The 26,025-nt window shown below is 68.3% G+C and carries 20 protein-coding genes and 1 pseudogene; 6 read left to right on the plus strand and 15 right to left on the minus strand.

Annotated features, from left to right (window positions below; genetic code table 11):
- Positions 1–4 precede the first annotated feature (4 nt).
- The 9 genes from menC to ABZ939_RS32990 all read right to left on the minus strand — a co-directional run bounded on the left by menC (position 5) and on the right by ABZ939_RS32990 (position 11,951).
- Positions 5–1,114, minus strand: a complete 1,110-nt coding sequence (gene menC / locus ABZ939_RS32950; protein ID WP_361863520.1) for an o-succinylbenzoate synthase — start codon at positions 1,112–1,114, stop codon at positions 5–7.
- Positions 1,111–1,977, minus strand: a complete 867-nt coding sequence (locus ABZ939_RS32955) for a GNAT family N-acetyltransferase (protein ID WP_361863522.1) — start codon at positions 1,975–1,977, stop codon at positions 1,111–1,113. The genes menC and ABZ939_RS32955 overlap by 4 nt, the downstream gene beginning before the upstream one ends.
- Positions 1,974–3,572 carry a helix-turn-helix domain-containing protein gene (locus tag ABZ939_RS32960; RefSeq protein ID WP_361863525.1) on the minus strand — a complete coding sequence of 533 codons (1,599 nt, stop codon included), beginning with the start codon at positions 3,570–3,572 and terminating at the stop codon, positions 1,974–1,976. The genes ABZ939_RS32955 and ABZ939_RS32960 overlap by 4 nt, the downstream gene beginning before the upstream one ends.
- Complete coding sequence (locus tag ABZ939_RS32965; RefSeq protein ID WP_361863528.1) at positions 3,569–5,119, minus strand: amidohydrolase family protein; 1,551 nt, start codon at positions 5,117–5,119, stop codon at positions 3,569–3,571. The genes ABZ939_RS32960 and ABZ939_RS32965 overlap by 4 nt, the downstream gene beginning before the upstream one ends.
- The gene (locus ABZ939_RS32970; protein ID WP_361863530.1) at positions 5,112–6,875 is read right to left on the minus strand and encodes an ABC transporter ATP-binding protein; all 1,764 of its coding nucleotides are present in this window, start codon (positions 6,873–6,875) and stop codon (positions 5,112–5,114) included. Before ABZ939_RS32970 ends, ABZ939_RS32965 begins: the two co-directional genes overlap by 8 nt.
- Positions 6,872–7,747 (minus strand): ABC transporter permease, encoded by an 876-nt coding sequence (locus tag ABZ939_RS32975; protein WP_361863533.1) that lies wholly within the window; start codon positions 7,745–7,747, stop codon positions 6,872–6,874. Before ABZ939_RS32975 ends, ABZ939_RS32970 begins: the two co-directional genes overlap by 4 nt.
- Positions 7,744–8,682, minus strand: coding sequence for an ABC transporter permease (locus ABZ939_RS32980; protein WP_361863536.1), 939 nt, complete (start codon positions 8,680–8,682; stop codon positions 7,744–7,746). Before ABZ939_RS32980 ends, ABZ939_RS32975 begins: the two co-directional genes overlap by 4 nt.
- Complete coding sequence (locus ABZ939_RS32985) at positions 8,683–10,275, minus strand: ABC transporter substrate-binding protein (RefSeq protein WP_361863538.1); 1,593 nt, start codon at positions 10,273–10,275, stop codon at positions 8,683–8,685.
- Between the two features lie 95 nt (positions 10,276–10,370).
- Complete coding sequence (locus tag ABZ939_RS32990) at positions 10,371–11,951, minus strand: serine hydrolase domain-containing protein (RefSeq protein WP_361863541.1); 1,581 nt, start codon at positions 11,949–11,951, stop codon at positions 10,371–10,373.
- 821 nt (positions 11,952–12,772) lie between these two features.
- Here ABZ939_RS32990 and ABZ939_RS32995 point away from each other — a divergent pair.
- Entirely contained in the window at positions 12,773–13,738 is a 966-nt protein-coding gene (locus ABZ939_RS32995) for a serine protease (protein ID WP_361863544.1), read from the plus strand.
- A 196-nt stretch (positions 13,739–13,934) separates the two neighbouring features.
- On the opposite strand, the pseudogene ABZ939_RS33000 reads toward ABZ939_RS32995, so the two are convergent.
- Positions 13,935–14,525, minus strand: a pseudogene (locus ABZ939_RS33000) (transposase); the annotation flags it as partial.
- Between the two features lie 171 nt (positions 14,526–14,696).
- Here ABZ939_RS33000 and ABZ939_RS33005 point away from each other — a divergent pair.
- The gene (locus ABZ939_RS33005) at positions 14,697–15,041 is read left to right on the plus strand and encodes a DUF2750 domain-containing protein (protein WP_361863547.1); all 345 of its coding nucleotides are present in this window, start codon (positions 14,697–14,699) and stop codon (positions 15,039–15,041) included.
- Here the strand turns inward: ABZ939_RS33005 and ABZ939_RS33010 are convergent.
- Positions 15,038–15,864 (minus strand): IS5 family transposase gene (locus ABZ939_RS33010; protein WP_361863550.1). Its coding sequence is split into 2 segments (ribosomal slippage): positions 15,038–15,519 and positions 15,519–15,864, totalling 828 coding nucleotides; the frame shifts between segments, so codons are not numbered across the junction. The two genes, ABZ939_RS33005 and ABZ939_RS33010, sit on opposite strands and share 4 nt — an antisense overlap.
- 667 nt (positions 15,865–16,531) lie before the next feature.
- On the opposite strand from ABZ939_RS33010, the gene ABZ939_RS33015 reads away from it, so the two are divergent.
- The 3 genes from ABZ939_RS33015 to ABZ939_RS33025 all read left to right on the plus strand — a co-directional run bounded on the left by ABZ939_RS33015 (position 16,532) and on the right by ABZ939_RS33025 (position 19,914).
- Positions 16,532–16,966 (plus strand): hypothetical protein, encoded by a 435-nt coding sequence (locus ABZ939_RS33015; RefSeq protein ID WP_361863553.1) that lies wholly within the window; start codon positions 16,532–16,534, stop codon positions 16,964–16,966.
- Between the two features lie 67 nt (positions 16,967–17,033).
- The gene (locus tag ABZ939_RS33020) at positions 17,034–19,361 is read left to right on the plus strand and encodes a hypothetical protein (protein WP_361863555.1); all 2,328 of its coding nucleotides are present in this window, start codon (positions 17,034–17,036) and stop codon (positions 19,359–19,361) included.
- Positions 19,362–19,785: 424 nt separating this feature from the next.
- On the plus strand, positions 19,786–19,914 hold the full coding sequence (locus tag ABZ939_RS33025; RefSeq protein WP_361863557.1) for a hypothetical protein: 129 nt from the start codon (positions 19,786–19,788) through the stop codon (positions 19,912–19,914).
- A gap of 684 nt (positions 19,915–20,598) precedes the next feature.
- On the opposite strand, the gene ABZ939_RS33030 is transcribed toward ABZ939_RS33025, so the two are convergent.
- A complete protein-coding gene (locus ABZ939_RS33030; RefSeq protein WP_361863560.1) occupies positions 20,599–22,032 on the minus strand; it encodes a hypothetical protein in 1,434 nt (477 codons plus the stop codon).
- 908 nt (positions 22,033–22,940) lie between these two features.
- Between ABZ939_RS33030 and ABZ939_RS33035 the strand changes: the two genes are divergently transcribed.
- The gene (locus tag ABZ939_RS33035) at positions 22,941–23,366 is read left to right on the plus strand and encodes an FxLYD domain-containing protein (RefSeq protein ID WP_361863563.1); all 426 of its coding nucleotides are present in this window, start codon (positions 22,941–22,943) and stop codon (positions 23,364–23,366) included.
- Positions 23,367–23,764: 398 nt separating this feature from the next.
- Here ABZ939_RS33035 and ABZ939_RS33040 read toward each other — a convergent pair whose 3' ends face one another.
- The 3 genes from ABZ939_RS33040 to ABZ939_RS33050 form a co-directional block, all read right to left on the minus strand.
- Complete coding sequence (locus ABZ939_RS33040) at positions 23,765–23,935, minus strand: hypothetical protein (RefSeq protein WP_361863566.1); 171 nt, start codon at positions 23,933–23,935, stop codon at positions 23,765–23,767.
- A gap of 245 nt (positions 23,936–24,180) precedes the next feature.
- Entirely contained in the window at positions 24,181–24,411 is a 231-nt protein-coding gene (locus ABZ939_RS33045) for a hypothetical protein (RefSeq protein ID WP_361863569.1), read from the minus strand.
- 867 nt (positions 24,412–25,278) lie between these two features.
- A complete protein-coding gene (locus ABZ939_RS33050; protein ID WP_361863572.1) occupies positions 25,279–25,731 on the minus strand; it encodes a hypothetical protein in 453 nt (150 codons plus the stop codon).
- Positions 25,732–26,025: the final 294 nt, after the last annotated feature.

Raw genomic sequence — 26,025 nt, forward strand, 5'->3', positions numbered from 1 at the left:
CTGGTCAGGCACTGAGGAGTTCTGTGGAGGTGGTGGCGGCTTGCAGGGCGTCGGGGTCGGGGACGATGCCGATTCCTGGGCCGGTGGGAACAGTCAGGTGGCCATCGTGAAGGACGAAGGGGGCAGTGATGTCGCGGCTGTAGTAGCGGGCCGTGGCCGAGATGTCACCGGGCAGGGTGAAGCCCGGGAGTGCGGCCAGCGCCAGGTTGGCTGCCCGGCCAAGCCCGGTCTCCAGCATGCCGCCGCACCACACCGGTACGCCGTTGGCCAGGCACAGGTCGTGGATCCGGCGGGCCTCCAGGTATCCGCCGACCCGGCCGGGCTTGATGTTCACGATCGAGCACGCCTCCTGCCGGATGGCGGTAGCCGCGTCCCGGGCCGAGGTGATCGACTCATCCAGGCAGATCGGGGTGTCCATCCGGGCTGCCAGCCGGGTGTGCGAGAGCAGGTCGTCCGGGGCGAACGGCTGCTCGATCAGCGTCAGCCCGTAGTCGTCGAGCCGCCGCAGGTGGGGCAGATCCGCCGGGCTGTAGGCGGTGTTGGCATCCACCTGCAAGGGGATCTCCCGGCCGAACGTCTCCCGCACCGCTCGCAGCGGCTCGACGTCCCAGCCTGGTTCGATCTTCAGCTTGACCCGGGCGTAGCCCGCGCTGAGATAGCCGTCGACGCCACTGATCAGCTCGTCGACGGTGTCCATGACGCCGACTGACACTCCGACTGCAAGCTCGGTCCGCGTCGCCCCGAAGTACTGAGCGAGGCTAATGCCGGCGGTCTGCAGTTCGGCGTCCAGCACGGCCATCTCGACCGCCGCCTTGGCCATCGGATTCCCTCTGATCGGCCGGAGCAGCTCGGGCACCAGCGCGGCGGTCAGCTCGGGTGCCGAGAACAACCGGGGCAGCAGGAAGCAACGCAACACCTCCCGGGCCCCGGCCAGGTACTCCGCGCTGTACGTCGGGTCGTCGTCGGTCACACACTCGCCCCAGCCGACGGCTCCGTCGGCCGTGGTCACCTTGACCAGCAACGAGTTCCGGTGTTCCTGGGTGCCCAGTGAGGTCCGGAAAGGCGAGACCAAGGGCAGGGCCACCTCAAGCAACTCCACCTGCTGCAGCTTCATTTCGACACTTCCTTTCGTTTCAGGACGTACCAGCCCGACCGGGCGAACCCGTCGATCCGATAACCGTTATCCAAGGCGCCACCGAGCGCCTCGCGCATCGCGGACCGCCAGCGCCGGGCGCGGGCTGGATCCCATTGCCGCAAGGACTCCGCATCCACCGGGGTGGCACAACGCAGTACGTCGCCGGTCGCGGTGTGCAGTACTGGCTCTTCGTTGCCGTCCAGCTCGAGTACGGGCACCGCAGCGGCCAGGTTTGGCAACGGTTCCGGGGCACGCGACGTCGCATGCACCGGCCAACTGACGAACAGCCGGTCGGAGTCGCCGCCGTCGTTGATGCCGTCGTCCAACGGCCCGTAGAAGTCAGGCAGGTACGCCTCTGCGACCGCCCCGAGCCTGTGCAGGTTGAAGTAGGCGTTGCGGCGGATCAGCGGGTCGTACGTCCACGAGATCGACGACAGGCCCGCCTCGGCAGCCCACTCCCGCTGGTGCGACTTCATCGCCCCGCCGATCCCACGCCCATGCATTCCCGGTACCACGCCGGCCACGTGCGAGTGCAGGCTGTCTCCGACGGTTCGGAACCCGGCGGTCACGCCGACCATTGCCGTCCCGAGGTACGCCGCCGCGACATAGCCGCCGGTGTGCGCGAGCGCGCACATCACGTCCAGGGCCAGTGGTGGCTCGGCGGTGTCCGGGGTGTTCCACACGGCACGTAGCAACGCCTCGGCCTGCTGAAGCTCGGGTACGGTCCGAAGCAACTGGATCCGGACGCCTACCCGCTCCGCGTCGGCGGATGGAAATTCGACCATGCGACGAGTCTGCTTGTCGGACCGCCCGGAACCATTGGCGTCCAGGCCCAAGTTCACTCTGCCTCCTTTGTGCTGATGTCCGGCAGCCGTAGCCGCAGCTGCAGCGCCAGCGCCAACCGCAGGTCCGGATCGTCGATGTCGATCAGCTCGGCCAGCCGGCGCAACCGGTGGCGCAATGTGTTGGGGTGCAGCGTCAAGGCGTCGGCGGCCTGTGGCACGTCGTAGTGCTCGGCGATCCAGCAGCGCAGCGTTTTCTCGTAGTCCGTTCCGTGCCGGGCGTCGTGGTCGAGCACCGTCGACAGCGGCTCCGCGTCGAGGGCCGGGCGGTACCGGAGCGCCTCGTAGACGTCGCGCAGGAACATCGATGCGGCCAGTTCGTCGTGCCGTCCGATCTCCGCCTTGCCGAACGGTCCGCACACCACCTTGAGCGCCTGCCTGGCCTGACTCATCCCTGTTGGTATGTCGGCAAGGCCGGTAAGGGTGCGGCTGATCCCGGCCCGCCAGCCGCCGCCCAGGGTGTCCCTCGCCCGAGCCAGCACCGTCGCGAGGATCAGCTGGATCACGGGCGCGTCGGACGCGGTATCGACCACTGCCACGGCCTGACCGTCCAGCGCTCCTGCGGCGGCTCCCAGCCGGTACGCCGAGAGTCCCATCCGCAGCAGGTCGCCAACGTGCTCCGCGGCCGAATCCAGCGATACGCCTCGCGCGTGATCGGCTGGGATACTGGAGCGGCCGATCACCAGCACGGTCGCCGGGGCATCGAAGCGCATCCCGAACGAGTCGGCGAGCTCCCGGGTCGCTCCCAAGCCGCGGAGCAACCAGCCCAGGCGCTCCACCCGTTGCCGACGCTCGGCATCCGCCGCGATGCTCACCCGGGCCAGATGGGGCGCGGCCAGCCGTGCACCCTCGGCAAGGACGCCTGTCGCCCCCTCTGCCAATGGTTCATCACCCTGTAGCACCCAGATGGTGCCCAACGCCTCACCACCGTCTCGTATTGCGATGGCGAGTCGCGGCCGGTACTCCTTCGGCTCGTAGCTCCATACCGCGGTATCGGACCGCAGGACGGCGGCGTACTCCTCGGTGTGGGTCGGGTGGTCCGGCACCCGGCGGCCGAGGATGCCGTCGCGACGCGGGTCGTCGACCAGCTGACCTGGGACCGTGGAGTAGGCCAGCACGCGCATGGACAGATCCTCGATCGCCACCGCGCCACCGGCGCGCACGGCTATGTCGTTGGCCAGGGCGAACAGGTCGACGGGTCGATGGCCGTTCGGCTCGAATACCGGGCTCGTGATCGCGCGCAGCGCGTCGATCAAGGTGTAGAGCTGTCCCCAGGAGATCTCGGTACTGCGTTCCAGGAGCGCCACCCCGGTCCGCTCGGCAGCCTGTGTCAGTGCTGCCGTGTCCGTGGTACCGGCTCGCATGACCACCGCCATGGCGTGTTGCTTGGCAGCCCATTCCAGTACGTCGGCGGTCAGCCGACCGGGTACCAGTACGATCGCATCGGTCAGCCCTGTCGTGGGGGCGTCGGTGTCATAGATCGTGGGCGCACCGATGGCGACCGCCCGGCCTTGTGGCAGCGCGAGCGGCCGTAGGACCTCGGTTCCCAGGCTGTCGAGCACGACCCCGAGCGTGATCCCGGCCGGGGTGGTCATCGCCTCGCCGATCGCAGCATCCGGCCCCGTCGCTCACCGGTGAACTCGCCGTCGACGATCACCTGCCCGCCGGCCAGGAACACATGCACCATGCCGGTCGGCCGCAGCTCGGGATTCTCATAGGTCCCTGCGTGGCCTATCTGCGCAGGATCGAAAACCACCAGGTCCGCGACGGAGCCGTGGCCGATCCAGCCGCGGTCGGACAACCCGAATTGGCTCGCGGTGGCGGAGGTGACCTTCCGGATCGCCTCGGGCAGGTCCACCACACCGCCGTCGCGCACATAGCTGCCGAGGAAGGTGGGGAAGGTGCCAAAGGTACGGGGATGGTTCGGACCGATCGGGATGTCGCTGTCCGAGCCGATGGTGACCAACGGATCGGCCATGATCGCCAGTACATCACCTTCGTCCATGGTGTGGCAGACGACATACGCGTGCGGATCGGCGATCAGCAGATCGCACAGGACATCCCATGGATCCCGTCCGGCCAGCACTTCGGCGAGCCGGCGCCCCTTCGCCTTCGGATCGGTGTGCCGCAGGATCTGCATGTCCTCCGGGTGGAGCTCCCGCCACAACCCGGCGCCGATCCCCGGCCCCGGCCCCTCGGCCGTCGCTCTGATCGCCGCCCGGGTCACCGGATCGGAGAGCCTGGCGCGCAGCGCGTCCACGTTGCCCTCGCAGGCCTCTGGAGGCAGCATCGCTGACATACTCGTGCAGAAGGCCCGGTACGGGTACTGGTCTCCACGTACGTCAACGCCACTGCGGCGGGCCTCGGCCAACTTGTCGAGGATCAGCCGGCCCGCGCCGTGGACGGCCCGGCCGGAAGCCTTGCAGTGCGACACCTGCAGCCTGATCCCGGCTGCTCTGGCGACCGCGACCGCTTCGTCGAGTGCATCGGCCAGCCCCTCGCTCTCGCTGCGGCTGTGGGTGGCGTATGCCCCGTCGTACCGGCGGGCGATCCGGGCCAGGGCGGTGAGCTCGGCCAGGTCCGCGTACGCGCCGGGCACGTACTCGAGACCGCTGGACAGTCCGCGAGCCCCGGCTGCGAAGGCCTCGTCGGTGAGCGCGCACAGCCGGTCCAGGCCCCCCGGCGGCAACTGCTTCTCCATGCCGGCTACCGCCAGCCGCAGCGTGTTGTGGCCGACCAGCGGAGCGAAGTGGTTGCTCAGCCCGGCGGCCTCCGCGGCATCGAGGTAGTCCGCGAAGGTCTTGAACGTCTGCTCGCCCAGCTGGATCGGAGACAGCCCGGCGGTCTCCGGCTCCGCCGGTCCCATCGAGAAGCCGCAGTTGCCGACGACCTCCGTGGTGACGCCCTGCAGCAGCTTGAAGGGTTGCGCGTCGGGCAGGAACGGAACGCTGTCGGAGTGGCTGTGCGGATCGACGAACCCGGGGGCTGTCACCAGGCCGGCCGCATCGATGGTCCGTCTGGCTGCCCCGAGATCCTTGCCCACGGCAGTGACGCGGCCGGCGGTGATGGCGACGTCGGCGGTGACTGGCGTGGAGGCGAATCCGTCGTGGACCTCACCGCCGGAGATGATCAGGTCATGCATGGGCTGCCTTTCCGGTCGGCGCCGGTGGCACTGAGGCCACGAGGCGTCGGGTGTATTCGTGGGTGGGGGCATCGAGCACCCTTTCGGTGTCACCCGACTCGACCACCTGGCCGTGCAGTAGCACTGTGATGCGGTCAGTGATCTGCCTGACCACAGCCAGGTCGTGCGTGATGAACAGCAGGGCGGTGCCCAGCTCGGTATTGATGCGGCGCAGCAGTTCCAGGATGTGGGCCTGGACCGACACGTCCAGCGAGGCGGTCGGCTCGTCGCAGATCAAGAGCGCGGGACGCACGGCGAGCGCACGCGCGATCGCGACCCGCTGCTTCTGGCCGCCCGACAGCCGGTGCGGCCGCAACCCGGAGTACGCCGGTGGCATGCCGACCAGCTCGAGCAGCTCGCCGACGGGGAGACGGTCCTCGGGCCGGGCCTGACCGGCCGCCTCTGCCAGGGTGGCGCCAACCGTCATCGCCGGGTTGAGCGAGGTGGACGGATCCTGGAACACACACTGCACCAGGGTCCGTGCAGTTCGCCGTTGGCTGGTGGACACCCGTCGCAGCCGGGTGGTGTCCGTGCCGTCCAGCAGGATCCGCCCGTTGCTCGCTTCGACCAGGCCGAGCAGGCACCGGGCCAGGGTCGTCTTGCCGGAGCCGGACTCGCCGACCAATCCCAGCCGCTCGCCCGGGGCGATCCGGAGGTCGACACCGTCCAGTGACTTCACGTTGCCGTAGCTCTTGTGCAATCCCTCGACCAGTAGGAGGGGGCCGCCTGACGACTTCGGGGGCTTGACCGTGATCGGCTCGTCGATGGTCAGGGTCGCGGACGGCTGTACGTCGTACCGGCAAGCCGTGTGGTGGGCGACAGTAACCTCTCGTAGGGGTGGACGACCGGTGAGGCAATCGTCTTGTTGCTGTTGGCACCGGTCGGCGAACGCACACCGGTCCGTTACGTCGGCCGCGCGCGGCACCGAGCCGGGAATGGCTACCAGCTGCAGGGAGGTGCGTTCCACCGCGGGAAGCGCGCCGATCAACCCGGCGGTGTACGGGTGGCTCGGGGCAGCGGCGACAGTGTGGCTGCGACCCGCCTCCAGCACCCGACCGGCGTACATCACCTGGACCCGGTCGCACAGCGCGAACGCGACTCGCAGGTCATGCGTGATCAGCAGCACGGCCATCCCCCGGGCCGCCTGAATCCTGGCGAGCAGCTGCATGATCTCGTTCTGAATGGTGGCATCGAGGGCTGTGGTGGGCTCGTCGGCGATCAGCAGCTCGGGATCCCCGGCCAGCGCTGCCGCTATCGCCACCCGTTGCCGCATCCCGCCGGACAGCTGGAATGGGTACTGCTGGGCCACTTGCGGGTTGTTGATGCCGACCTCCGCGAGTCGGCGGGTGATCTCGGCGCGGTCGCGGCCGGCACCACGAGGAAGCGACTCGGCGATGTGTGCACCTGCGGTCAGCAGCGGGTTCAGCCGGGCGAACGGGTCCTGCATGAGCAGGCCGACGCGTCGGCCCCGCACCTTGCGCAGCGCCTTCTCCCGCGCCCCGACGAGTTCGGTCCCGGACAGCTGCACCGAGCCGTGGGCCAGCAGTGGTGGGGGCAGCAGTCCGGCTATCGCCCGGGCAGTCAGGGACTTGCCACTGCCCGATTCGCCGACCAGTCCGACGGTTTCGCCGGGTGCGACGGTGAGGTCGATGTTGTCGACGATCCGCCGGTCCCCGAGGGTGATCGTGAGCCCGTCTACCTGTAGCAGCTCGCTCATTCCGGAACGCCTTTCCCGGCGCTGAGCCGTTCGAAGATGCTGTCGCCGAGCAGGGTGGCCGCGATGGCGGTGATCATGATGAGCAATGCCGGTGCCACGGCCGCCCACGGATTGAGGTCCAGCAGGGTGCGGTTCTCCTGGATCATCAGGCCCCAGTCGGGCGTGCCCGCCGGCAGTCCGATTCCCAGGAACGACAGCCCGGTCAGCGCCACCAACGCACTGACGAAGCTGAGCAGCAGGTTGGCTGTCACAGTCGGCGCCAGATTGGGCAGCAGGTGCCGGAAGACGATCCGCCGGTCCGGCAGGCCCAGAGTGCGGGCGGCATCGACGTACGCCAGCTCCCGCTGGCCCAGTGCCAGGCTGCGGATGATCCGGATGTCGACCGGGGCGCCCAGGACGATGAGTGCGAGCACGGCGACCGTGGTTCCGCCGCCGACAATGCCCACCAGGACGATCAGGATGAGCAGCCCGGGCAGCGCGTACAGCAGGTCGCTGATTCGCATCAGGACCGCGTCCAGCCAGCCCCGGTGGTAGCCGGCGAGCAGGCCGAGGGTGGTACCCAGCAGGGTGGTCCCGAGGGCGATCAACACCGGGGCGACCAACGCGTTGCGGGCGCCTGCCAACAGCCGGGACACCACATCACGGCCCAAATCGTCGGTACCGAGCAGGTGGGTCGCGCTCGGGCCACTGGGGCCCAGCTCGACGTTCTGCAGCTCTGGGTCGTGCGGAGCCAGCCAGTTTCCAAGGATCGCGGCCAGCACGATGATCGCGAGCGCCAGCAGCGCTGTCACCGTCAGGATGCGGCCGCCGGCGAGCCTGGGCCGCCGGCCACCTTCTCGGACGCCCGACAGGGTCGTCGTCGCCGCGCTCATGCGGCGGCTCCGTGCCGGACCCGGGGGTCGACCACCAGGTATATCAAGTCCACCAATAGGTTGACGCCGATGACCACTGCGCCACCGAGCAGTACCAATGCCTGGATCAAGGGGATGTCCTTCTGGTTTACCGCCTGCACCAGGAGCGATCCCAGCCCGGGCAAGCTGAAGGTCTGTTCCACGAACACCGCTCCGGTCAGGTTCGCTGCGGCCAGCAGTCCCGCGACGGTGAGCACGGGCAGAGCGGCGTTGCGCAGGGAGTAGCTTCCCCAGGTCCGCATCCGGCTCAGGCCCCGGGCCCGGGCAAACGTGATGTAGTCCTGAGCACCGACATCAAGGGTGGCGGCGCGGGTCTGCCGGACCAGTACAGCCGCTTGACCGAGCGACAACGCGATCGCCGGCAAGATGAAGTGGCTCAGATCCCCGCCCCCGTACGTCGGGAACCAGCCCAGCGCGACGGCGAAGCCGTAAAGCAGCAGCAGGCCCAGCGCGAACGGCGGGAAGGACAGCGCGACCAGCGCGACCAGCGTGACGCCCTGGTCGAGCAGCTTGCCGCGGCGCAGCCCGGCCGCCATGCCGGCCGGAATTCCGAGCAGCAGGGTCAGCACCATCGCGTAGCCGCCCAGCGTGGCGGTCACCGGGAGGCGCTCGGCGATCACCGACAGCACCGGCTGCCTGGCGAATACCGAGGATCCGAAGTCACCCGACAGCACACCACTCAGCCAGTGCCAATACTGCACCGGGAACGGCTCGTCCAGCAGGTACTGCTCGCGGATCGCGGCTATGGTCTGCGGGGTCGACGGGCGATCACCCAGTAGCGCTTGCACGGGTCCGTCCGGGGTGAGGGACAGCAACCCGTAGGTGAGCACCGACATCACCCCGAGCAAAACCACGGCGGACGCCAACCGCCGGGCAACCAACTTGGCAGTGTTCATCTAGGCCCCCACGGGCTTGATCTCGGTGAAGATGTTCAGCGTCCACACCCCGACGCTCTCGGTGAACCGCTTGTTCAGCGCGATCCCGGAGTCCACGCCGTACAGCGGGATGTACGGCGCCTGCTCGGCGGTCTCGGTGAGGATCTCGGTGACTGCCTGTTTGCGCTCCTCGCCGTTCTTGAGGCCGAGCACCTTGTTCACCTTGGCGTCCAGCTGGGGGGTCCAGAACTGGGCGAAGTTGAAGCCGTAGGGCTTCGCCCCGACGCTGGACACCAGGTCCGGTAGCAGCTCGCCCGGATCCGGGGTGGCGTAGGCCAGGTCGCTCAGTCCCAGGGTGAGTCCATCGTGTCGAATCCGTTTGGCGCGGTAGGCATCGTCGGGCAACGAGTTGAGCTTGAGCTTGATGCCGATCTTGGCCAGGTCTGCCGCCAGCGCCTGCATCGCGTCGGCCGTGTTGCTACCGCTGTTGTAGTTGGCGGGCAGCTCGAAGCCGTTGGGGTACTTGGATTTCGCCAGCTCCGCCCTGGCCGCGGCCAGGTTGTACGGATACTGGGGCAACTGGTCGATCGTGCTCTGGAAGCCGTCCCCGTAGAGCGCTTTGAGCATCGGGTGGGTCAGGATCGTGGTCGCGGGTGTTGCCTTGTCGCCGACCACCAGCCGCTGCATCGCCTCCCGGTTCACCGCGTGCGCGATGGCCCTGCGGACGTGTACGTCCGACAGCTGCGCATACTTGACGTTGAGGGCGAGGTAGGCGATCGAATTGCCGGCGTAGAACCTGGTCTTGACGTTCTCCAGAGGGTCCCACTTGCGGGTATCACGCGGCGGAACTTGGATGGTCCCGTCCACCTCCCCGGAGGAGATGGCCAGCCGGAGCGTCTCCGGGTCGGTGATGGTGGTCACCTTCACCGTGCCGATGGCCGGCTTGGGGCCCCAGTACTTTTCGTTGCGTTTCAGGGTGATGCCCTCGGTGCTGGAGAACTTGGTGACCTTGTACGGCCCGGTGCCCAGGGTCCCGACGGCCGGCGTACCCAGGTCCTGCGGGTGCGCCGCAGCGAGCTTCTTGGGCACCACTTGCCACACCACAGCTGCGTTCGGCAGGAACGTCTGGGTCGGGGACTTCAGCACGACGGTGACCTCGTCCGGGCCGGTGGCCCGCACCGACTTGACGGCGGTCAACATGCTCGCCGCCTCGGAGGCCACCTTCGGGTCGGTGTGCCGCAACAGGGAGAACGCGACATCCTCGGCGGTCATCGGAGAGCCGTCGGAGAACACCACGCCCTTGCGCAGCTTGAACACGTATGTGACCGGGTTCGGCTCGGTCCACGACTCCGCCAACTGCGGGACGACCTTGCCGTTGTCGTCCCTCGTCACCGGCGACTCCAGGATCGCGAACTGCACCAGGGTGCCGGGACCGGTGAAGCTGTGGGCGACGTCCAGCACGTTCGGCGGGCTCGTGGTTGCCATCGTGAGCGTGTCCGGGCCGCCTGCCCTGCTGCCGGCCGTCGTGGCGCATCCGGTCAGCAGCAGGCTTCCGGTCAGGGCACCGCCGAGCAGCCCGCAGGCCGTCCGGCGGCTTAGCAGCGTTGGAGTCATGGGGAGTCCTCGTCGTGGGATGGATCGGGTGAAGTGGACGCCGGTGAGGGACACGTTGGGGCGGTCGGCGGAGAGTGAGCAGTGGGTGGGGGCTGTCAGGTGGCGACGTCGAGGCCGGGTGGTAGACCCACGGGGGTGGTGTCGTCAGGCTGTCTGACGAAGCGCATCCGGTGGACGCCGTGGGTGCTGATCAGGAGGTCGTCACCGCTGGGACGCAGGCTGATCAGGCCGCCTGCGCTGAACGCACCGTCCGGTGCCGGTTCGATCGTCTCGACGAACTCCAGACCGAGCGCGAGCTTGCCGTCCGTGGTGACTGTCGCCAGGATGCCCAGCTCGGGACTGCGGTAGACGGCCGGTGGCAGCGTGGGGCCGGCAACCGAGGGTGGACAACGCCAGTACTCCGTGGCGCGGCCCGGGCGATACACCGACCCGATCCGGACGGTGCCGGCCGACACCTGCACCCAGAAGCCGGCGCTGTCCTCCAAGCCCTGCCAGCTGCCGTCGACGGCCGGCGCGAACTCGCCGGTAGGCGACCCGCCACGGATTTTGATCCGACCGTTGCCCACGGCGTCGATCCGGATGGTGAGGTCGGATTGCGGATCCAGCCAGTCCCCCGTCAGCTGGGCAGCGGGCTCGCCGGCCACCGGGTCCGCCACCAGCTCGATGGGATCGTCCTCGGGCAGCCCGGCGGCCAGCCGGAGCACCTGGGTGGCCAGCTTCGTGGAGTTGATCGACGAGTTGTTGCTCAGCAACGCCACACCGAGTTCGGAGCCCGGCATGAACAGCAGCTGAGACCGGTACCCGGGGACGCCGCCGGCGTGGCCGAACGCCGAGTGGCCCGCGATCATCGTGTGGTAGAGACCCAGCGCGTACGGCCACTCCTCTCCGTCCCCGGAGTCGACCTGCTGCAACAGCCCGTCGCGGATGTCGACGCCCAGAACCCGGCCGTCCTGCAGGAATCCGAACCACGGCCCCAGGTCGGCGACGCTGGTGGCCAGGCCGCCATCGCCGACCGCGGACTCCTCGGTGTCGGCGCGCCGGGCGGCATCGCTGGTGACGTCGTACCCGTAAGCGAATCGCGGCAACGGCTCCTGGCTGTTCTCGCGGAACATGGTCTCGGTCATGCCCAGCGGCGTGAACATCCGGTCCGTGGTGAACTCCCCCAGCGTTTGGCCGGTGAGCCGGTGCACGAGCGAGGCGACCAGGACGTAACCCGTGTTGGAGTAGGAGAACTCGGTCCCAGGTTCGAAGTTGACCTCAGTCAGCCCTGCCACGAAGGCCAGCGTCTGATCCTGGGTGATCCTGGTCAGCGGGCGGCCGGCGATCGTTGTCAGGGCCAACCACTCCCGCAGACCGCCTGTGTGCCGCAGGCACTGTCCGACGGTCACCGGTACCGCCAACTTCAGTTCAGGCAGGTGTGTCCGGATGTCGTCGTCCAGCGACAGTCGCCCGTCCCGGCACAGCAGCAACGCCGCCGTGGCAGTGAACTGCTTGCTCATGGAAGCGATGTCGAACCGTGTGCGGGTGTCGATCGGCGCCTCGAACTCCACACTCGCCAGCCCCGCCGATGCCTGGTGGATCAGCTTCCCGTCGGTGTAGATCCCGATGGTCAGTCCCGGGTCTCCCGGTCGCACCGCCAAGCCCACGAGCTCGGACAATTTTGTTGAGATGTCCATGCGGCACAGACTCGCAGCTCCGACTGCTCAAAGGATTGTCCCAACCGGCAAAGTCCGCATGCCCAACATTGGCCGAAAGGACATGCCCATTTGCCTCCGTACCGTCAGGAGTATTCCTTTGTTGAGCACGTTCCGGGGCCTGGAAGTCGTCGACGTGCGTCCGCCGGCCGGGTAAACACGCTGGTCGGGCGCTACGAGGCGCCGGGGGCGGTCAGATCTCGGGCTCCGTCACGGGGGTCAGGCGCATGTGAGCGGCCCATGCATGCGTCGGCGGCGGCGTACAGGGTGCCGAAGCTCTGCGGCCAGAACGGGTGCCGGGTCTCGTCCGTTGTGTAGGCGCAGGTGGACACCTGTGGTCCCAAGCCGTGAGCGTTGTGCAGGAAGTCGGCCGGATGGCGGTGTTCGGGGCATCAGCGTGCGGACTTCCGCCGGGGCGGCATCGGGATGCTCCTGGTGGGGGGTGCTGTTCATGCCCCGGGCGACGTGATTCTTGCCGATCGCTGGGGTGGATCTGTCCCAGCCATCGGCGGGGCGTTCGCCGCTTCGACCGTTCCGCGTCCTAGTCGGTCTCCAGTACAGCGTGCATGAGCTCGATCAGGGCCTACGTCTGTTTCTTGGCTCCCGGCCGGTGACTCCCTCCGGGGGTTCTCCGGCGCTCTGCGGAGTCCTTCGCCGGGCAGCTACCCTTCGGCCTCCGAGTTTCCCCAGTTCAGAGGGGGGGCTAGCCATACCATCGACCGGCCCGTTGCCCGGATGGTGCGGCAGGTTCCTGACAACGAAGCTGAATGCATACGGATCCACCAAGCAAAAGGGAACCTTCTGTGTTCAGCTTCAAGTCGCCGCGCCGCCGTACCGCCCGCACCGCTGCCGTCGGTGCTCTCGCCGCCGCGGCCTGCGTCACTGTCATGGCCGGCAGCGCCAGCGCCATCGTCAACGGGTCGGACTCCACCGAGAGCTACCCGTTCATGGCGACCATCCCGGAGTCGGCCCCGGAGCAGGGTCTGATCGACGGGAACTGCGGGGCGTCGCTGATCGATCGGCAGTGGGTGCTGACGGCGGCCCACTGCCTGAAGGTCGAGGGCATCAAGCTGGACGGCATCGTGCGTGTCGGCAGCGACCACCGCAAGTCCGGCGGCACCGTCCGGAAGATCGACCGGACCTTCGTCCACCCCGGCTACGTGAACGGCGACAACAAGGTCGCCAACAAGGACGACATCGCGCTGATACGCCTGGACCGCCCAGTCGCCCAGCAACCCATCAAGATCGCCAAGCAGGCAGGGAAGCCCGGCACGCCGACCCGGCTCCTGGGCTTCGGCACCACCGTCGAAACCGAGTTCAAGTTCCCGGACCGGCTGCAGGAGCTGAACACCCGCAGGGGCGCCGAGTCCGAGTGCGCGCCCGGCTGGGCGGACCGGACCCGGCTGTGCACGATCACCACCGTGCCCAAGGCCATGGCGTGCCACGGGGACTCCGGCGGACCGCAGGTCCAAAGGGGCCGGGACGGCCGCTGGGAACTGATCGGCGTCACCTCCGGGCCCGGCGCCCCGAACGTGCCGTGCTCGCAGGGCCCCGGCCTCTACACCAGCGCGCCCGCCTACGCGGGCTGGATCAACAAGACCATGAAGACCAACAGCGCTCCGTCGACTGCGGCCAAGGGCGCCAACCTCGCCGAGACCGGCACGAACGACAACGCCGCGGCGATTGCCAGCGTGGCCGCCGCGCTTGTCGTCGCCGGTGGCGGCACCGCCGCCGTGGTACGCCGCCGCAAGACCCGTCACGCCGCCTGAGCGAAACCGCCGCAGCCCAAAGGCGCCCTCGCCACGGGCCGCCGCCCTTCGCCGCGTCCTGCACGGCCTGCGCCGGGTCGGCGGATTCAAGGGCCTGGCGCATGATCTCCACGTCCAGCGACAGCGGGACAGTCGAGCGAGGATCCCCGGTGGCAACCTGTCGGGCCGGGTCGGTGAAGACCAGGCCGCGGGAGTCGGCCGCTTTGCCGCGGCGCATCCGTACTGTGGCGATCACCGGCCGGGAGTGCGGGGAGCAGATCGTGGCGAGGAGGGGGTGCAGGGTGCGGATGCCGTTGAACCGGCCGTACTCGGCGCCCTGCTTGGCCCGGCCGTAGACCCGCTTGTGGGTGGAGTCGACATCGATGAACGCCTTCTCGCCGGCGCCGGGCAGCAGCGGGGTGTGTACGGCCAGTTCGCCGAGGAACCTTCGGTGCACAGCGTGGAGCTGGAGCGCATGACCGTGGGGGAACGCGCGCAGGAACGTGCCGAGCGTGGACGGGGCACGGATCCCGCCGAACAGGGTCGGCATCGCGCCGTGGCGCAGGACGTCCAGGTCGTCGATGCTGTCCGCGCCCACGGCCATCCCGGCGACGATGCCGGTGACCTTGGCGTCCGCTGCCGCACCCGCACCGTTCCCCGCCCCGCTCAGCCTCACCTTCCCCACTGTCAGCCGGGCAAGCCCGCACCGCTCGGCCAGCCGCATCATCGGGACCAGCCCGGCATACGCGACCAGATTGGCGTCATCGAACGCGGCGGACACCGCCGAAACGGCATGGGAAGATTGCATCTCGCGGGTGTTCTCTTGCTCTGTGGATGTGGAACCGTAGGAAGTCCCATCGTCCCAGCTCAGAGGGCATCCGCGTATTCATGCCCAAGCCTTGGACCGGATATTGTTCGGCGGATCGAGGCTAAGAACTCCTAACGAAATGGATCTTGGGGAACGCTAGGCTCGGTGGCCATGAGTCAGAGCGGTTCGCAAGCGGCGGCATTCTTCCGAGACGTCCGTGAAAACAGAGTGGTCTGGCTTGTCCGGGATGACGACGGAAGCCCGACTCACCTCTCCGCGGACGGCACGCGAAGTTTTCCGTTCTGGTCGACCTCGCCCCGGGCTCAGAGGGCGGCGAAGATCTGGGGGCGTGGGCTCCGCGTCGATTCCATGCCCTTGGACACCTGGTGCGATCTTGTACTGCCCGATGCCGCCAGGGATGGACTCGTGATCGGCATCAACTGGAGCGGGCCGCGTATGGTCGGCTGGAGCTTCACCCCCAGGGAAGTCCTTAACCGACTAGCGGCAGATAGCTAGCCCACGGCGTCGGTCTCCAGAGCGCGCAGTCGCCGCCAGCAGATGAGTGCGCATCCGAGGGTGAGGAAGGCTTCGTGGATGTCGTCGCGGATCTCCCAGCGGATCCGCAGCCGGCGGAACCAGTGCAGGTGGGCGAATGCGCGCTCCACTACCCAGCGTTGGGTGCCCAGTCCCGAGCCGTGTTCGGTGCCGCGCCGGGCGATCACCGGCTTCACGCCGAGGTCCCAGACCAGGCGGCGGTACTTGTCGTGGTCGTAGCCGCGGTCACCCAGCACCACGTCCGGGCGGCGCCGGGGCCGGCCACGCTTGCCCCGCACGGACGGCACGGCCTGGAGGAGTGGGATCAACTGGGTGACATCGTTGCGGTTGCCGCCGGTCAGGGTGGCGGCGAGCGGGATGCCGGTGGCGTCGGTGATCAGGTGGTGCTTGCTGCCCGTCCTGCCCCGGTCAACAGGTCGTCCCGTCTTGGAGCCCCCTTTAACGCGCGGATATGGGAGCCGTCGACGGCCGCCCGGGAGAAGTCCAGGGCGTTCGCACTGCGGAGCCTGGTGAGGAGGGCCTCGTGCAGTCGCGGCCACACCTCAGCCTCGGTCCATTCGGCCAGCCGGCGCCAGCAGGTCATGCCGGAGCCGAAGCCGAGTTCCTGCGGCAGGTGTTCCCAGGCGATCCCAGTGTGCAGGACGAACAGGATGCCCTGGAACACGAGCCGGTCCGGATGCCGCTTGCGCCCGGGGTGCCGAGTCCGGCGCTCAACCCTGGGCAACAGCGGCTCGATCACCGCCCACAACTCGTCATCGACTTCCCAAGGCTTCGGCCGAGCCACCCCGCACCCCCGGATCAGCAGTCCCGGAGCGATCCAATCATCTCGAAGATCATTTCGTTAGGAGTTCTAAGTCGTTCACAAGCCTCCAATGCCTCGTACATCAAAGCCACATCGACGAATGGTACGAACTGCTGGGTGCAAGCGGGCAGCGACTTCCCGCTTGTGAACCTCTCCTGAGGCGCCATCGGCGTGCCAATGACGCCGCACGCGATCAAAGCGACCGCGATCCGCGTGAACCCTTTCCTTACCAAACAGTCCTGACGGGACAAAACGCTCCTTAATAAGCCGGTGACGGTGTGGCTGTCGGCTTGGATGCTCGTTGGTCCGTTCGTGGGAACGGACCTCTCGGCCGGGGGTCGTCTCGGACGAACTGTAGGAATTGATCGAGCCGTTGCTCCCGGTCCCGCCGCCGAGCAGGTGGCGGGCCGGCCGCGGACGCCCGACCGGCAGGCTCTGTGCGGGATCCTGTTCGTGCTCCACACCAGGCGCAGCAGCAGAGCCACTGGCCCGAGTGTGTGCAGGAGACAAGCCCGACCTCCTCCGGGCGGCTCTCGGGACCCTGGACGGCGACCGAGCCGGCCAGGCCCGCCCTGTTGCCCTGCCGCAGCTGCGGCGGTAGACAAAGGAACGGCGAGCTGAACCGACACGCAGGAGAACGGGGAAGCACATGTCCTTCGACGACGAATGGGCCTCCGCGCGCGCCGCTGCCGCCACGAACGCTTCGATGCGGTTGAACCAGGTCCCTGCCGATCCCGGCCCGAGCGGGCCAGGGACGGCGGGCAAGGACCTGGCTGTGGACGACGACCACATCGGCCGGATCGGCAGCGAGGCGTTCAGGCTGCACAACATGCTCCGCGGTGACGGGGCGCACGCGAGGCGGGCCACGGACGAGGCGGCCGTCGAGCTCACCGGCGGGAAGTTCGAGAGCGGGGCCGCCCTCCGCACGGTGCACGACAAGTGGAACAGGCAGGTGGACCTCCTGGTCGCTGCCTGCGCCAACATCTCCAACCACTGCGACTACACGGTCGTGGCCTGGGTCGCTCACGAGGAGAAGCTGATCGCCACGATGCGCGTCTCGGAGATCGACCAGTACCTCAAGTAGCCGTCGCCATCGGGGACGACGGCCAGCAGGGGGAGTACGCGCTCTGCGCGGAGTACGGGGGATACACATGCTGACGTTCAAGGATGTGCTCGACGCACGACTGGGGAAGTTACAGGTCGCGGTCCAGGACTGGGGCGCGATGGTCAAGAAGCTGGAGGAGCTCGCCGAGTCGGCGCGCACCGGGATGAAGGTCCGGGCTGCGCGGGCCAACTGGTGCGGAGTCGACGCAGAGGTGACCCGGGCGTTCGTGGACAAGACGGCCAAGGAGTTCGACGATGCCGCGAAAGAGGCCAAGGGCATCCACCAAGCCCTGACCGACGGCCACGACACATTCAAGGAGATTAGGACCCGGCTGCGTACGACGGTGGAGGAAGCGCCGGCCGCCGGATTCCTCGTCGACGCCGACGGCAAGGTCAAGCCGAAACCGATCGAGGACCCGCAGGCAAGGACCGCCGCCCGCAACGACCCCGAGTACCAGCAGACCCTTCATCAGCACCAGGGACAATGGCAGCGCAGGATCGACGAGCTCGTCGACAACTTCAACGACACCGACCGGTCGCTGGCCAGGATGCTACGGGCCAACGTCGGCGACGGACGTGACTTCAGCCGGCCCAAGTACACCTCTCTGGAGACCGAGCAGGCCGACCACGCCGCGGCACTCGCCCGCAAGGGCCGCAAGCTGACCCACGACGAACTGGTCGAACTCAACGATCTTCTCGCGGACAACGCGAAGGACCCGGAGTTCACCACCGCGTTCTACGACACTCTCGGCCCCAAGGGCTCCCTCGAGTTCTTCGGCACCATGTCCACTGACACGGAGGACTGGGGCAAGACCGACCCGCAGCGCCTGCGTGACGTCCAGGAACTCCAACGGAACCTCGGCTTCAGCCTGGCCACCGCCACGGACCCCGACAACTCCCGGCATCTGCCTCCCTCGTTCGCCCAGGACCTGCGCCGCCTGGGTACCGAGCGGATACCGGTGTACCAGGGCGACAACCATGCACCGTTCGGCTACCAGCTGCTCGGCGGCATCATGCGCCACGGGAACTACGACAAGCGCTTCCTCGTGCCCATCGTCGAGCACGCCGTACAGATCCAGGCGAAGGACCCGGACTTCTTCAAGCAGTCGAGGCTCAGCACCGGCCCGCGCAACCCGTTCAACCCCTCCGGCGTGAACGGATCGGGCTACGATCCCACCGTCAGCTTCCTGGAGGCGCTCGGGCACAGTCCTGGGGCGGCGAAGGAGTTCTTCGACCCCGACCGCACGCCCCAGGCGTACAACCAGGACGGCACCCCGAAGAGCGGCCCGGCCGACCTGGGCAAGGGGGCGGACGACAAGCCCATCGCGAACTACCTCGACTTCTTCACCAACGAGAAGTACGACGTCTTCCCCGACAGCACCAGCACCGACCCGGCAGTCCTGAACACCACCAGGCACTACATGCCGGACGCGCTCGGCCACGCCTTGGAGGCAGCCACCCTCGGTCACGCGTGGGACGATCCGTCCCCCAAGCTGCACCGTGACGCCACCTCCGCCGACATCATGGAGAAGGTCGTCTCGACATACGGCGGCGACGCGGAGCTCCTCAGGCGGCAGGAAAGCCTCTCCGACAGCGTGGGCCGGATGACCGCCGGCTACATCGACGACGTCAACCACGCGCTCGGCCCCAAGGACGGGACCAACCCCTTCGCTCCGAAGGACGGCACCGGCCACGCGACCTTCGGCGAGCTGGGCGCCCGGCAGCTCCTCAGTGCCCTCGGCCAGCATCCCGAGGCCTACGCCACCGTATCGCTCGCCCAGGGCGTCTACACCGCCTCGATGCTGGAGGCCCAGGTCGGCCCGGACGGCAAGGTCGACAAGGCGGCGGCCGAGACGGCGGCCTGGGTCGGAGCCGATGTGCAGGGAACGCTGGACCAGGCCCGCGCCGACCAGATCTTCCAGGACGGTGAAGCCAAGAAGAAGGAGTACGCGAGCGCTGTGGACGCGCGCTGGGGCGCGATCGGGATGGGCGCCGAGGCCGTCATCGGCGCCGGATCGGCCTTCATCCCCGGCTCGGGCGTCGTCGTTCCCGTGGTCGTGGACGTGGGGAGCGAAGTCATCGCCGGCATGGTGGGCAACGCCATGAGCGGAGCAGCCGATGCGGACAAGGACGAGAACAACGCGGCCGTCGACAAGAACACCAAGGCGGCGACCACCAGTACCTACTGGGAGGGAAGAGGCATGGCCCGCGGGCCTGTCGAGAACTTCATCACTCGCCACGGCCTGAGCCTCCACGATCCGTTGTTCGCCGGAGACCTGCGATCGACAGCGAACACCGGCTACAACAACGGCGGCGTGATGGAGAACCAGGTGGGTCATCAAGCCACCAAGCCGACTGACGTACAGTCAGAGTGACCGCACCCGGCCTGCGACGTTGCGTTCGCCCGTCCCCGCCGAGGACGGCGCGGACGGGCGTACATGTGCGGGATGCGGCCCCAGCCGTCGGCCTCGACCAGCGCCAGCGCGCGTGGTGAGGATCCTCATCATCCAGAGGCGAACGGTGGACGTGGGGACTTGGTGACTGTGACGGTCGGCATTGCGGTCAGAACGCCAACCGAATCCGGGTGGACTGCCAGTTGTGGATGACGGAGCACATGAACACCGACGCTGACGGAGACCTAGGAGGCCACGCCCCGCTTCACCACCGACCTTCAACACCTTCCCTCCGAACAGCGCCGCCGGTTCCAGCAGGGCCTCCACGGCTTCGTCGACGACCTGCGTGCCGGACGCGGGCGCTTTCACGCCGACCTCCGAGTGAAGGGCGTCCGCTGCCCGCCCGATGGCTTCGAGCCTGACCTGGGATGGCAACGGGCGGGCGACCTGGCAGTACGCGCCGGAGATAGCCCACGGCGTACAGCACGTCATCTGGCGCAGCATCAGCACCCACGACATCCTCATCAGGCCCTGACGGGGCGGTCCGTCGCACTACCGGTCGGCCTCGTGTCGAGCACCGGGCCTGGGCGAGCATCGGCTCCGCCAGGGGACGTAGCCCCAGGTACTCGTTCCGACAGGGAGCCGTGCCGCTCTGGGGGGGGGGCGGCACAGCTCCCCCGACTGTGGGGTCGCGGTCGGCCCTGTCAGCGGACGCTGCACTTCATATGTACGACTCGGACCCGGTCGGCAATATCGCGGGGCGAGTCGGTTTCCCGGGTCCCCCGTGCAGATGATGCCTTGCGGGCCGGGCCGCAGTGCCTCGGTGTACTTGATGCCGCCGCGCGTCGTCGCGGGCGGGGGGGGCGGCATGGCGTGTCTCCTGCCAGCCGGGCCGCGCCCCGGGCCCACGAGTTAAGACGGCGCTTGACCTTGAGAGCCCACGCGATTGCGCTTCCAACGGTCGTGGAGATTATCTACGGTCCAGAACACAAAGGCTGCAAAGAACACGAAATACAGCACTGCCCGAATGATCGAAGGGCTATCGTCTCCGAATATTTCCTTCAGTAGCGCGATGAGGGCCGAGATAGCGCATCCAAGTGCCAGCCCCCACGAAGGCCCTTTCCACTTCTTCGGAATATTCATTACCTGGCCATCCTGTTGAGACCCCGTCTGGCCGGGGGTGTCGGCTGTTTCGGCGCTCCGGTCGCGTCGTAGCGGGTCAGTCCCCAGCGGGCCGGAGGAAGTCGGCGCCGACGGACCGGGCCGTGTCCTCGACCGTGTCCCGGTTCTTGTCTTCAGCGGTGAACAGGACCATGCCCATGCTGCCCTTATCGGCCCACACGCACATGGCCCGTAGGGTGCCGGTGGCCACCTCGGTGTAACGAAGACACCGCATCCAGCCCCCGTACGGGCCGGCCCCGGCCCGCCAGGAGTCGTGGACGCTGCCGACGCCTGCCGTCTCCACGGGGACGATCCCGCCGTCGTACACGTAGGACTTCCGCATCTGGTGGAAGTCTCCGGTCGTAACAGCCACCAGGTACTCGGCGGCGGCGTCCGGAGCGGCGTCTTCGGCGACGTACACCCGGGCGGTCGACTCCTCGAGCTCACTGTCGGGGACGGCCCCGAACGGATCGAACTCCTCGCGCAGGTTGAAGCCCTTCAGGCCCCGGAGGGTGTCGTGGGCGACGATGTCGTAGCGGGGGTAGGCGAGGGAGGAGGCGTACGCCGTGACACCGACGATCAGCAGGAGCGCGAGTCCGGCCCCGGCGAAGGCGTACTCGCGAGGAGTGACACGCGGGACGGGCGGCAGCTGGGTCGGCCCGCCCTCTTCGCCACCGACGCCCGCTTCGTTATCGGGTACGGCCTCGAAAGCGGCTGCGGCCACCTGCTCGGCAGCCCGCTCACGCGCGGCCCGCAGCTGCTTGCGGAGACCGAGGAACGGCAGCCCCGCCAGCAGCCCCACCCCCGTCGCCACGCCGAACGGCACCGCCGGCAGGACGGTGATGCGCAGGACCACCAACAAAGCAACGACCACACCTGCGGCAAGGCGGTATTCGTGGCCCCGGCGCAGCAGTAGGCGCGCCCAGGTCCGGCCGGCGGCGGCGAGAGCGCAGGTTGTCTCGGCAAGCACGGCGAGCCGCAAGTCGCGCGGGGCAGCGGCGGCCCACTGCGCGGCCTGAGCGGCGGCAGCCTGAGGCGTGGGCGCTTCGGCGAAGACACGGACCGCGTCGAAGGACTGCACCCGGCGCACCGAGACACTGTTCTTGGCGTCCGTGGAAACGGAGCTTCCCGCAGCCTCGGCCCGCAGCAACTCGGTCGAATGCGGAGCAAGTTCTCGCAGACGGGCCAGCAGTACGGGGCCCCGGGCGTGCCTCCCGGGTCGGTCCAGCGCATCGGTGCGGGCGCAGAGTTCCGCGTACCCGGCGAGTAGACCTACGTCGTCCGGGAAAGCGTCCAGGCCCTCGCGGAAGCCCCGCTCGGCGGCGTCGTCATGGTCATCATCGTCCTCGGCCAGATGGGCGCGGGCCAGCGCAAGGAGGAGCCCCGCGTCGGGCCCGTCCGCGTCGAGCGCGCCACGCGCAATGGTCCGCGCCTCGGCCGGCCGGCCGACGGCAACAAGCGCGTCGACCCGCCCTCGCACGTCGTCACGCACGTGGTCACTGTTTTCGTTCAAGAGTCCCCACCCCTGGTGCAGCAGGCCGGACGAACGCGGCCGCGAGCGCCACTATCACCCAAACCGGAATGCCGGTCAACCAGAAATCTGCTCCCCTGACCTCGCCCTTTGCCGCACGACAGCGTCCAATCGGACGCCCTTCGACCTATCGGGTCACTTGGGCTCCGTCACCGTGGACGCCGTCCAGGACCGCGAGCGAAGTTCGACGACCGCCGGCATCTGGTGTTTCTGCAATCTCGCTCCCAAGAAGGCAAGTATCCCGAGAAGCTGCGCCGCGAATGGGCGGCCGGACTCAATCAGGGGCTCGCTCCGGTCGACCCTGCGGACGTCTGGTTCCCCTACGGCGGCAACCGGCTGGTACAGGCCCTCACCCCGCACGAGGCCGTCCCCCACGTCGTTGAAGTGCCGACCTACACAGCGGCTGAGGCGATCGCACCTTCCTCTGCCTCTACCCCCACGGTGTACGAGGAGACCGGCCCGACCGACGCGGTGAACACAGACTGCCGCCCACGACCAGCACGGGCACCTCGAAACGAGGTCACGCCACGCCACCCCGCTGACCAGCCACTTCAAGCTGCTGTGACTCCAGCGTCGCCGGGACGGCGCGAGCGGCCTCGCGGGTTGGGACCAAGGTTCCGTCCACAATGAAGCTCCGCCGGCCGCGGACGCCCCCGGCTCGGCCGACGTGCGGAGCCGGGGGCGTCCTGCGTATGCCCTGCTCCATCCGGAGTAGTCCGGATGCGGCCGGAAGTATCTGCCCGAACGCTGTCCCTATGCCGAATCAGGAGCCGCCGTCCGGTTGGGGTCAACCGGGGCCCGAAGCGGGAGGCGGACAGCCTCCCCGCAAACGCGCTACGGGAAAGGTCATCGGTATCTCGTGCCTGGGTGTGATCGCTCTGCTCGTGGTCGTGATCGTCGCTGTCTCGATTGGTGGCGGAGACGACGAGCCGCAGCGTGAAGCTCCGACGAGCCCGGCCATGCTGCCCACGACAAGGGAGCCCACGCCGAACCTGGAGCGGCCACAGGAGGAGAACGGCGCCACGGGGGACGTGCGAATCACGGCGTGCGACGTGGATTCGGTCACGAAGTGGCCGAGTGCGGAGTTGCTGATCACGAACCGGTCCAGCAAGGCCAGCAACTACGTCGTGCAGGTCGAGTTCATCGACGAGGCCAACAAGCGGCTCAGCGAAGCCACTGCCGCCACGAACAACGTGGCGCCTGGACAACAGTCGGAGGCGACAGCTCAGGGGCTGGACCAGATCTCTTCCAAGATCACATGCCGGATCACAGACGTCACCCGGTACGCGTCCTGACCGTCATTCAGCCGGGTGGGGTCCTGCGCTGCCGTGCCCCTGGCCTTGGCCTTGGCCTTGGCCTTGGCCTTGGACCGAGGGTTGTCATGCCGTGGGCACTGCTGAGCCGATCACTGTCACGTACCCCGACAAGCCGCGGCTTCGCCGAGGTCCGCGACGTCGCTGGATATCGGCGACGGGTAGGTGCCGCCGCCCCTGGATACGCAGGATGCTCAGGCTTGCCCGGCCGCCGGTTCCCATAGCGGGCGGGCAAGCCGGTCCCGTCACAGTGAAAGCAGCGCCCTCTCCCTGGCGTACTGCGCGCCAAACGGCGCCGGCGGTGTCCTGCTGCCGGAACGGGAGACGCCTGTCACGCACTTCGAGGGTCGGCTCGGGAGCAGGTGCCAAGTACTTGGTACTCAGACCCCGTCGCCCCATCCGAAGGTGCCGTTGTACGCGCGCTGGAGTGCGTGCCTGCCATGGTCCCCGTCGGCGTAAACCCATGCGAGGGCTGCGGAGAACCAGAACAGAAAGACTCCGCTGACGATGCCCAGAACGACCAGCTTGCCGTACCAGCTGAGGAGGGCCACGCTACATGGACCCGGACCCCGCCGGCACAGGAGCGCAGCGGGGATATGGATCAGGAAATCAGGCCAGCCGCGCGATGAGGTACGCGAAGGCAGCCGAGGAGACGTGCCCGTCTTCGGCGGGAGCAGCGGCGGCCGAGGAGAACCCGCCCGGCACGCCCGTCCGGGCGGGGGCCGACACCTGCGGTGCTGGCCGCATGGTGGTGCCGCGCGGCTTGGCCGTGCGGCCAGGACGGTGGCGTTCGGGATCAGCGGCGTGCAGGTCTCGCGGACTTCCTCCACGCTCCAGACGCGGCGTGCCGCAGGATCAGCACCACCGCGCCCGAGCAGTGCCCCTTGGCGTCGGGGGGGGCGGCGCACCGCTGCGAGCCGTAGTGGCACCAGGCGTTGGGGCGGGCTGTGGCCACCTTTGCGTTGGCGGCGGCGTGCTGGGCGGCGAAGGCGCGACGTGCCGCGAGGTCCTTGGAGCGGGCAGGCATCCGGCACGCAACAGTGCTGCAGGTGACGGTGGCGGAGCGGTCACTGTATCCGGTGAGCCGGATAGTCCATGCACGCCCGGGGATATCACAGCACGGCCGTCCGTTCTTGTTGATCGGTGATGTCGGCCCACTATGGGCCACCCGTATGCCGCCGGGGCCACAGATTTCCTCCCGCAGGTCCGGTTTTCCGAGCGGTCGGACGGGGTCTTGCTGCGGTGTCCCGCTCAGCCGGGCAGCCGGCGTTGTCCCACACCCCGTACACTCGCTAGCCGATTTCCGTCACGGTAAGGACCATCGCAGTGAACCAGCACGACCATATGGGCCGAGCAGCAGGCGACTCTCCGATCTACTCGACTCTCGTTCGAGAACGCGGTGATGTGCCTGCGGAGGTCAAGCGGGTGGCCGCGCGGGTGCTGGAGGAAGCGGACCGAGCTGTCGACTTCAGCTCCGTGCGCACCGTCTGAACGGACGGGGGAACAGCTCGGTCTCGGCCATCCACCTCGTACGTCACGGACTGCGCCTGCCCGACAGCCGATTGTGCCTACCTCCGACGCGGCTTCACACCGGGCCCGCTCCCACCGCGTATCCTCATCGCTCGCCACACGAGCCGCTGGCCTCCAGTAGAGGGGGCGTCCTCGTGGGCGACGAGGTTCCCCCCCTTCCCCCCAGGTGCCGCCGGTGTGTTTCCGGAGGCGGCGAACGGTGGGCCACCGACGGAATTCATCTACCGGCAGGTCGATGACTTCGGGTCCTGACGGATCGCACGTTGGTACCTCCGGGGTCCCTGGCGTTCTGGCCGGGGCGTGGCCGCCCCCAGATACCCGCACTCTGAGTCGTGAGACTGAACCCTTCACCCCGTGCCCCACCTCACTCCGGGGTGGGGCACGGCCACATTCGGATGTCGTACCGCTCCGGGCCCTCAGCGCACCGCCAGACCCTCACCTCGTGCTCACCGCCCTCTGGCAGCACCAACACGGGTCCGGGCTCCCTTCCCTCCACATTGACGAGAGAGACCTCTCTGTCAGGCGCTTCAATTCGCGAAGTTCCCAGCAGCGTGCCCGCGCCGTCGGGCGCCGGGCCTTCCCAGACCGACAGTGCGACTCCGACATCCGTTGCCGAACTGAGCGTGGGAACGCCGACCGCCTCCCCGATACCCCGCACAGAGTCACCTTCAGGAATGGCGCTCACGACGTCAGCGCCAGCCCCGCTCCCGGCGACCAGCCAGAACTCACTGTGCGACACCCACAAGGCATCAAACACCACGTCCCAGGGCTGATCAGCGGGGAACAGGTCTTTACCAAAGATCGTCACAGGATCCATGCCGCCACCGTTACGCCAGTCCGCCGCTCATCACCCCCGCGTCGGCGCACCGCTGCACCGCTGCCACAAAGGCGACGGCCCACCATCAAGCACACCATTCCCGAGCGCATGGACCAGCGAGCTCGTCGCCAGCGCCGTGGTATGCGGGTCGTCGGCCCACAGTTGCGAAGGCAGATCACGCCGTTAAGCCGCTCAGGCCTTCCCCGAGTTGGACCAGTATGAGGCACCGCAGTCGCTCAACGCGGTCCGCATCCGGAACCGCGTGGGCAGCGCCGTCATCACCCCGCTGCTGAC

The organism is Streptomyces sp. NPDC046712 (assembly GCF_040645695.1).
Lineage (GTDB): Bacteria > Actinomycetota > Actinomycetes > Streptomycetales > Streptomycetaceae > Streptomyces.

Excerpts from the sequence above, each read along its gene's own strand:
- ABZ939_RS32980 (WP_361863536.1), bottom strand. The coding sequence starts at position 8,682 with ATGAACACTGCCAAGTTGGTTGCCCGGCGGTTGGCGTCCGCCGTGGTT.
- ABZ939_RS32985 (WP_361863538.1), bottom strand. The coding sequence starts at position 10,275 with ATGACTCCAACGCTGCTAAGCCGCCGGACGGCCTGCGGGCTGCTCGGC.
- ABZ939_RS32965 (WP_361863528.1), bottom strand. The coding sequence starts at position 5,119 with ATGCATGACCTGATCATCTCCGGCGGTGAGGTCCACGACGGATTCGCC.
- ABZ939_RS33015 (WP_361863553.1), top strand. The coding sequence starts at position 16,532 with ATGTCCTTCGACGACGAATGGGCCTCCGCGCGCGCCGCTGCCGCCACG.
- ABZ939_RS32990 (WP_361863541.1), bottom strand. The coding sequence starts at position 11,951 with ATGGACATCTCAACAAAATTGTCCGAGCTCGTGGGCTTGGCGGTGCGA.
- menC (WP_361863520.1), bottom strand. The coding sequence starts at position 1,114 with ATGAAGCTGCAGCAGGTGGAGTTGCTTGAGGTGGCCCTGCCCTTGGTC.
- ABZ939_RS32975 (WP_361863533.1), bottom strand. The coding sequence starts at position 7,747 with ATGAGCGCGGCGACGACGACCCTGTCGGGCGTCCGAGAAGGTGGCCGG.
- ABZ939_RS33045 (WP_361863569.1), bottom strand. The coding sequence starts at position 24,411 with ATGCCTGCCCGCTCCAAGGACCTCGCGGCACGTCGCGCCTTCGCCGCC.
- ABZ939_RS33005 (WP_361863547.1), top strand. The coding sequence starts at position 14,697 with ATGAGTCAGAGCGGTTCGCAAGCGGCGGCATTCTTCCGAGACGTCCGT.
- ABZ939_RS32970 (WP_361863530.1), bottom strand. The coding sequence starts at position 6,875 with ATGAGCGAGCTGCTACAGGTAGACGGGCTCACGATCACCCTCGGGGAC.
- ABZ939_RS33025 (WP_361863557.1), top strand. The coding sequence starts at position 19,786 with ATGGCTTCGAGCCTGACCTGGGATGGCAACGGGCGGGCGACCTGGCAG.
- ABZ939_RS33050 (WP_361863572.1), bottom strand. The coding sequence starts at position 25,731 with ATGGATCCTGTGACGATCTTTGGTAAAGACCTGTTCCCCGCTGATCAG.
- ABZ939_RS33020 (WP_361863555.1), top strand. The coding sequence starts at position 17,034 with ATGCTGACGTTCAAGGATGTGCTCGACGCACGACTGGGGAAGTTACAG.
- ABZ939_RS32960 (WP_361863525.1), bottom strand. The coding sequence starts at position 3,572 with ATGACCACCCCGGCCGGGATCACGCTCGGGGTCGTGCTCGACAGCCTG.